The sequence below is a fragment of the Xenorhabdus sp. SGI246 genome (genome assembly GCF_040838225.1).
Taxonomy (GTDB): domain Bacteria; phylum Pseudomonadota; class Gammaproteobacteria; order Enterobacterales; family Enterobacteriaceae; genus Xenorhabdus; species Xenorhabdus indica.
The window spans coordinates 25,613-33,671 of record NZ_JBFPEZ010000036.1 but is presented as its reverse complement, the minus strand read 5'-3'; the positions used below and the strand labels follow the sequence as shown (position 1 = coordinate 33,671).

The following is an 8,059-nucleotide window of genomic DNA, read 5'->3' as shown; positions in this document are numbered from 1 at the left end:
TTTTCTACATCTGAAACGCTGTCGTGGAATAGCGACCCGTTACGCTAAAAATAGTGCATCGTTTCTTGCAGCAGTCCAAATCCGTTGCCTTGCTCTTTGGTTAAGTATTTCATGACGACACTATCTAGGTATATCACTCTTTTTTGTGTTTGATCGCCTGTTAGATGTCACGCTACCCATTGGTAGCCTGTTCAGGTAAGGAGAATAAAATGGATACTTGGATATACCTGACACAAGGTTTTGAAGTCGCATTAATCCCTAAGAATTTGATTATCGCATTAATAGGCTGCTTTATTGGTACAGTTGTTGGTTTACTCCCCGGTCTGGGGCCAATAAATGGTGTTGCCATTTTATTACCGTTAGCTTTTGCCTTGAAATTACCCGCGGAATCCGCCTTAATTTTATTGGCAACAGTCTATATTGGTTGTGAATATGGAGGACGGATATCTTCAATTCTGCTGAATGTTCCGGGAGATGCTGCCGCAATTATGACCGCTCTTGATGGATACCCAATGGCAAAACAGGGGCAAGCTGGTGTTGCATTGTCTATCTCAGCAATCAGCTCATTTTGTGGCTCACTTTTAGCTATTGTTGGTATCATTTTGTTTGCTCCTCTTCTGGCTAAATGGTCTTTGGCATTCGGGCCTGCTGAATATTTTGCCCTGATGGTTTTTGCGATTGCCTGTCTTGGCAGCATGATGAGCCAGAATCCTGTCAAATCTCTATTGGCTGCTTTGATCGGATTAGGGTTAGCGACAGTAGGAGTCGATGCTAATACTGGGGTTTATCGCTTCACGTTTGATAATGTCCACCTTTCTGATGGGATTCAGTTTATTGTCGTTGTGATCGGTCTGTTCTCTGTCAGTGAAATTCTGCTGATGCTTGAAAACACTTCCACTGGACAAAAAGTAATAAGTAAAACCGGGCGGCTACTGTTTAACAAAAAAGAAGTCCAAACCTGTACCGGGCCAATATTACGCTCCTCAGTCATTGGTTTCTTTGTTGGTATCCTGCCCGGTGCCGGAGCAACGATTGCCAGCGCAATCACATACATGACAGAAAAACGGCTGAGTGGAAACAGCAATTCATTTGGCAAAGGTGATATTCGTGGTGTGGCAGCACCTGAAGCAGCCAACAATGCATCAGCATGTGGTTCATTCATTCCTATGCTTACTCTGGGCGTCCCCGGTTCAGGTACTACAGCCGTAATGATAGGTGCACTGACGCTCTATAACATCACACCGGGGCCTGCTATGTTTACAGAGCAGCCGGATATAGTCTGGGGGTTGATTGCAGCCCTACTTATCGCCAATATTCTTTTACTCATCATGAATATTCCAATGATTGGGCTGTTTACCCGTATGTTGAGTATCCCTCTGTGGTTCTTAGTACCGGCCATAGCCACCGTTTCAGCAGTTGGAGTTTATGCTGTACACAGTACGACATTCGATCTGATGTTGATGGTTGGTCTGGGGGTGTTCGGTTATATTCTTAGGAAAATGAACTTTCCAATGTCACCGCTTATTTTAGGATTTGTGTTAGGTGAAATGCTGGAACAAAATTTGAGACGGGCGCTTTCAATCAGTAACGGTAATTTCGATATTTTGTGGAGTAGTACCATTGCTCAATTTTTGTTGGTCTTAGCTGTGCTGGTTATTATCGTTCCGCCTATCTTACGGATAATACATAAAAAACGTAAGAGAAATGAGAAGATTTACAGCCAATCCACATAGTTGATGAATTGGCTTTTATGTAAGCCGATAAAACTTTTCAGTTTTGGAAAATCAGTTCAGATATTTGCGCATTACCAGAGATGCATTTGTACCGCCGAACCCGAAGCTATTAGACATCACCGTCTGTAGTTCGCGTTCGGTAGGTTCAGTAATAATATCCATGCCAAGCGCTTTTTCATCCAGCTCTTCGATATTAATACTTGGTGCAATAATTCCATGCTCCAACATCAATAAACTGTAAATCGCTTCCTGAGCACCAGCCGCCCCCAAAGAATGCCCGGTCATCGCTTTAGTTGCGGAAATAGCTGGTGTCTTGTCACCAAATACTTCTCTAATCGCTTCCAGCTCTTTCAAATCGCCAACAGGTGTTGATGTACCATGAGTATTAATATAATCCACCTCACCTTCAATACCATCCAGAGCCATCTTCATACAACGCACAGCCCCTTCACCTGAAGGTGCAACCATGTCCAAACCATCTGAATTGGCTCCGTAGCCAATAACCTCAGCATATATATGTGCGCCACGAGCCAATGCATGTTCTAATTCTTCAACAACAACAATACCGCCGCCGCCAGCAATAACAAAGCCGTCACGGTTTTGATCATAAGTACGGGAAGCTCGGTCTGGTGTTTCATTATATTTGGTAGAGAGTGCTCCCATTGCATCAAATTCACAGGCTATTTCCCAGCTCAGTTCTTCACCACCACCGGCGAAAATAACATCCTGTTTACCAAGCTGGATTAATTCAACCGCATGACCAATACAGTGTGCAGAAGTCGAACAAGCGGAACTGATAGAGTAATTTACGCCTTTAATTTTGAACGGCGTTGCCAGACAAGCAGAAATACCGGAAGCCATTGTCCGTGTCACCATATAAGGCCCGACGCCCCGTAAACCACGAGCACGCATACCATCCGCACAGACAACCTGATTGTGTGGAGAACCACCTCCAGAGCCAACAACCAACCCTGTACGTAAATTAGAAACCTGCTCATCAGAAAGGCCAGAATCTTTAATTGCCTCATCCATCGCCAGATAAGCATAAACAGAAGCATCACTCATAAAACGCTGTGTTTTACGGTCAATCAAACCTGCTGTATCCAGTTTGACATTCCCCCATACGTGACTACGAAGCCCCATTTCTTTGAATTCTTCGGAAAAAGTGATCCCGGAACGGCCTTCTTTCAGAGATTTCAGCACCTCTTTCTGGTTATTACCAATACTAGATACAATGCCCAAACCAGTGATTACTGCTCGTTTCATTAATTACCTCATCAATATGTTTACCTGCGGGATTTCCTTCTCGCACTTTAGCGTACACTTGTACGCTGAACAAGTCCGATCAGGGTAAAAATTATGAACAATTGATCATAACCCGGACTTTAAGATCGCTCATAAGTGGTGTAATAGCATCAAGACCGTTAAAATCTCCCGTTATTCTTCTCAACAATACAGGCCTTATTTTGAACAACAGTATTGTGCAAAACAGTGCTATCAGTAGCGCAACCCTAAGCTGGAATGAACAGGGCACACCTATTTCTGAGCAATTTGATGATGTTTATTTCTCAAATCAAGATGGGTTAGAAGAAACCATATATGTATTTTTACAAGGCAATCATTTTCCTCAACGTTTTAGCACACATCACCGTTCTGATTGCGTTATTGCCGAAACCGGATTCGGCACTGGGTTAAATTTCCTTGCATTCTGGCAATCTTTTTCAGAGTTCAAACAGCAATATTCAGACGCTACGTTAAAAAGGCTGCACTATATTAGTTTCGAAAAATATCCATTAAAAGTCGCTGATCTAAAAAGTGCACATCAACGCTGGCCAGAGCTTCAAAAGTTTTCTGAAGAATTATGTCAGCAGTGGCCTTTACCACTTGCAGGTTGTCATCGGTTAATTCTGGATAATGGTGCTATTACTCTGGATCTCTGGTTTGGCGATGTAAATGAACTATTGCCCAAGGTAAATTCCGGCCTGACAGGTAAAGTTGACGCGTGGTTTTTAGATGGTTTTGCTCCTGCCAAAAACCCACAAATGTGGAGCGAACAACTGTTCACTGCAATGGCAAAATTTTCTCGTCCGAAAGGAACATTTGCGACATTCACATCAGCAGGTTTAGTACGCCGTGGACTACAAGCAGCCGGTTTTACTGTCACAAAAGTCAAGGGCTTCGGGCGTAAGAGAGAGATGCTGACAGGCGTTTTACCTCCTTCAGTTCACAACACCAAAACGGATATGCCCTGGTTTTCCCGCCCTGGCACTGATCATACTGATGATGTCGCAATCATTGGTGGAGGTATTGCCAGTGCCTTGACTGCTCTTGCTTTACTGCGACGTGGTGCAAAAGTCACGCTATACTGCCAGGATACACAGCCAGCACAAGGTGCATCAGGTAACCAACAAGGCGCGCTTTATCCTTTACTTACTGGTCGTCACGATCCATTAGAACGTTTCTTTACTTCAGCATTCACCTTTGCCCGTCGTCAATATGATGAACTGACTAATGAAAACGTGTTATTTGAGCATCAATGGTGTGGTGTTAGCCAAATAGCCTATGATGAAAAAAGTCACAACAAAATCGACAAAATACTGCACACAGCATGGCCGGAAGATATTGCTGTTGGAATGGATCGTCAACAGTTGAGTCAAATATGCGGACTAGATGTCAACTATCATGGTATCCATTATCCACAGGGAGGATGGTTATACCCGGCACAATTGACTCAAGAAATTATCAAACTTGCACAGCAACGTGGTATGAGGACATATTTCAATCACGAAATAACACGACTGGTTCAGCATGAAAACGGTTGGCAACTACACATTGAACATCAGGGACATACACAACTTAAAAACCACAAAGTGGTTATCATTGCCAATGGACATTGCCTGGCTCAATTTGAACAGACCGAAAAATTTCCTGTTACCGCAGTCCGTGGTCAAGTCAGTCATATCCCAACAAATGACCTGCTTAGCCAGCTAAAAAGTGTGCTGTGTTACGATGGTTATATGACCCCCGTTAATCCCAAAAATCAGCATCACTGTATTGGTGCAAGTTATCAACGCGATCAATTAGATACTCAGTACTCTTCTGCCGAACAACAGGAGAATCGTGACCGTCTCCTGAAATGTCTCCCTGATGTTGATTGGGTAAAACAAATTGATATCTCAGAGGATAAATCCCGTCAGGGGATACGATGTGTGATTCGGGATCATATGCCAATGGTCGGCAATGTACCTATTTTCAGTGAAATTATGGCAAAATACGCCGATTTACCTCAACAGATACAGTCCGGGGAGAAAATAGACGAATCACCTTGCTACCCTGATTTATTTGTTATTGGTGCATTAGGTTCACGTGGTTTGTGTTCTGCTCCTTTAAGTGCTGAATTACTTGTAGGGCAAATATTTAATGAAGCCTTACCACTTGATGATGAAATATTAGCGGCTTTGCACCCGAATCGTTTCTGGCTCAGGAAGTTGCTACGCGGTAAAAAAGTGAAAGCAGAAAAGCCTTAATTTTTAACATCTTAACCGCCCTAAAGGGCTGTCGTAAAGGCTGAGGTTTTACGACACACCGAATAAGTCTCGATTTGCATCAGGCATAACAAATCATGCCTGATGCTATTAAATTTGTATTAATTGAAACGATTAAAACTCAATTGTAGCTTTCTCATGCAATCACTAAGCGTTTCATTGCACAACGCTGAACTGCCGAAAACCCATATTTAATTTCATCTTGTAAAATCTGCTGCAATGCTTCACTCATCTGCTGAGGTTCTAAAATGGAAAATCCCAGTCGTTGATAAAAGGGAGCATTCCAGCCAACATAACGGAAAGTCGTTAAAGTCACTGACTGTAATTTACGCTGTTTAGCAACCTGAATAACTTTTTCTATTAATGCCTTACCGATGCCCTTTCTCTGCCAATCTCCATGTACAGACAATTCAACGATATGCAGTCCATCATCCATAGATTTAACCAGAATAAATCCTATCGGATGCCCCTTCTCCAAAGCTACCCAACTATTATCCTGAGCAATATAGTCCAAATGTTGTTGTTCCGTTTGTACGTGACCATCAGCAATCCAGGCCAAATCAGGTATAAAACGAAACAACTGTGCAGCAGAATATTCAATTGTCGGTAATTGATTTACATCTGATGTTTGTGTTTGACGAATAGTAAACATGACTTATCCTGACAATTTATTTATTTGATGGTCATATTAATAATATTAAAATAAATACTCCACTAATAAATAAGAATTAAAATACGTCAGTTTATTGATTCTAAAACCTATTCAAAGCATAAATTTCATTGCGGCAATAATAATACCAGAAAAACCAAACATCATTGTTACCATCCACTTGGTTTGGGCCGCCATTTTATCTGAAACTTCCTTATGCAGAGATAATATTTTACTATTCATAGATGATATTTCCTTATATACAGATGACATTTCTTTATTTACAGATGTTATTTCATTATGAATAAGTACTTTTACTGATTCAATATCAGCTTTTGTCGCATAATTGGATTTTATAACTTCCATATCTATTTTTAATTGTGAAACATCTGTTTTTAGCAGTGAGACATCTTCTTTTAACAATGAAACATCTGCTTTCAACAATGAAACATCTATCTTTAACTGAGAAACGTCTACCTTTAACTGAGAAACGTCTACCTTTAACTGAGAAACGTCTACCTTTAACTGAGAAACATCCGTTTTTAGATGGGAAACATCTGATTCCAGATTGTCAAATTTTTTTTCCAATTGTGGATTCATACTTTGCCTTCCCCTCCATCTTGAAGCACTAAAACTTATCGATTCAGGTAACAAAAACATCTTATCACCAGTATAAAATCCATATCCACTTCGCACAGAGCAACTCCCCAACCCCATGGCATTATCTCCTGAAATATCCTTTTCAACTCTGAACTTTCACAGATAATTCATTCTATTTTTTATGAATTACCTGTTTATTTTCTATTAGCTAATCGCATTTCATACGATTAAATTTCCTCTCCTATTAAGCTGATAGAAAATCTATATTTTCCCTTTATTGAGGCAATCCAGAAATTATTGGATATACAATTAAAAAAACACCTAATTATTGACTAAACTATGACCTGAATTTTACCATCATTAATTTTTTTAATCATCACACGTTCTACTAATAACATGATTATTTTAATCTCCTCAAAAAGGATAGCATCACACAAGCTCTGATTTAAAAACTTTCTGAGTAATTCTGCTAACCAAATTATCTTAATCTATATACACTATAAAAGGATCGCTAAAGACTCATGCTTCTCAATTTTATTATAGTTATTGCGAGCCATTGCGAACTTTTATGTAACCGAACATTGAGATTTACATTATTTGCATAAAAAAATAAGGGCTGCAAAACAGCCCTCAAGAAATAATTTTAGTGTCTATAGATCACACTTTCACACTATCCAGTAGTTTTGCTAATAGTTTTTGCCAGGTTGTTAAAACTAAAACTTGATCTGGTGGCGTCAATTCTCCCACCTTAATCGCTTTATGGATACTTTCTTCTACACGCTGGTGAAGCTGTTCAATAGTATTAGCGCCTTCTTGTTCCAATTCGGCAACAGCCAGCGTCAGATGCCCGCGGAGGTATCCACCAGCAAATAATTCGTCATCACTGGCATATTCAACCATATCATCTATATATGCCAGAATGCGTGTTTCAAACTCTGCGAGCATTGCTTTTCCTTAAAAATCAATTTAGTTAGCAAAAGGATCTTCCGGGTAAGGGAAATGTTCTGCTTTTAGTGGAGGCGTATTGTAAAACGATTGCAGCGCATGAATAAAGTGTGCTGCACGTGTGGGTATTTCGTTTTCAAGATATGCCATGACTTGCGCATGAACTTTCTGCTGAAAAGCAAAGCGATCCGGCTCAAAATCGCCGTCCAAATTATCGCAACTAATGTTGAAAGGAAAACCAGCAGCTACACAGAATAGCCATTCTAATGCTTGTGGCTTAACTTCGACTTTCTCGAACTCCGCTTGAGTCTGAGCATCACGACCATCAGGGCAATACCAGTAACCAAAATCAACCAATTTACGACGCTCTTTACCCGCAATACACCAATGCGAAATTTCGTGCAATCCACTGGCGTAAAAACCATGAGCAAACACAACCCGATTATAAGCTACCTCTTCATCTGCGGGCAAATAAACCGGCTCATTATCACCTTTTATCAAACGGGTGTTATAGTCATCGCTAAAACAATTATCAAAAATTTCAATCAGTTGTTGATAGTGATATCCAGCCATGTATTAATACAATA

7 protein-coding genes and 1 pseudogene are annotated in these 8,059 nt (G+C 40.7%); 3 read left to right on the top strand and 5 right to left on the bottom strand.

Going from position 1 to position 8,059, the window contains the following annotated elements:
• Both ABLA85_RS08915 and ABLA85_RS08910 read left to right on the top strand, forming a co-directional pair.
• Positions 1-115: pseudogene (locus tag ABLA85_RS08915) on the top strand (IS5/IS1182 family transposase); the annotation flags it as partial.
• A 94-nt stretch (positions 116-209) separates the two neighbouring features.
• Complete coding sequence (locus ABLA85_RS08910) at positions 210-1,733, top strand: tripartite tricarboxylate transporter permease (protein WP_367963243.1); 1,524 nt, start codon at positions 210-212, stop codon at positions 1,731-1,733.
• A 51-nt stretch (positions 1,734-1,784) separates the two neighbouring features.
• On the opposite strand, the gene fabB is transcribed toward ABLA85_RS08910, so the two are convergent.
• The gene (gene fabB / locus ABLA85_RS08905; protein ID WP_367963241.1) at positions 1,785-2,999 is read right to left on the bottom strand and encodes a beta-ketoacyl-ACP synthase I; all 1,215 of its coding nucleotides are present in this window, start codon (positions 2,997-2,999) and stop codon (positions 1,785-1,787) included.
• 215 nt (positions 3,000-3,214) lie between these two features.
• Here fabB and mnmC point away from each other — a divergent pair, with 215 nt between their 5' ends.
• Positions 3,215-5,260, top strand: coding sequence for a bifunctional tRNA (5-methylaminomethyl-2-thiouridine)(34)-methyltransferase MnmD/FAD-dependent 5-carboxymethylaminomethyl-2-thiouridine(34) oxidoreductase MnmC (mnmC, locus tag ABLA85_RS08900; protein ID WP_367963247.1), 2,046 nt, complete (start codon positions 3,215-3,217; stop codon positions 5,258-5,260).
• A 154-nt stretch (positions 5,261-5,414) separates the two neighbouring features.
• Here the strand turns inward: mnmC and ABLA85_RS08895 are convergent, their stop codons facing one another.
• From ABLA85_RS08895 to ABLA85_RS08880, 4 genes are all read right to left on the bottom strand, one after another.
• Positions 5,415-5,930, bottom strand: a complete 516-nt coding sequence (locus ABLA85_RS08895; protein WP_367963239.1) for a GNAT family N-acetyltransferase — start codon at positions 5,928-5,930, stop codon at positions 5,415-5,417.
• Between the two features lie 111 nt (positions 5,931-6,041).
• Positions 6,042-6,644 (bottom strand): hypothetical protein, encoded by a 603-nt coding sequence (locus tag ABLA85_RS08890; protein ID WP_367963236.1) that lies wholly within the window; start codon positions 6,642-6,644, stop codon positions 6,042-6,044.
• Between the two features lie 540 nt (positions 6,645-7,184).
• Complete coding sequence (locus tag ABLA85_RS08885) at positions 7,185-7,472, bottom strand: YfcL family protein (protein WP_367963234.1); 288 nt, start codon at positions 7,470-7,472, stop codon at positions 7,185-7,187.
• Positions 7,473-7,493: 21 nt separating this feature from the next.
• A complete protein-coding gene (locus tag ABLA85_RS08880) occupies positions 7,494-8,045 on the bottom strand; it encodes an elongation factor P hydroxylase (RefSeq protein WP_367963232.1) in 552 nt (183 codons plus the stop codon).
• Positions 8,046-8,059: the final 14 nt, after the last annotated feature.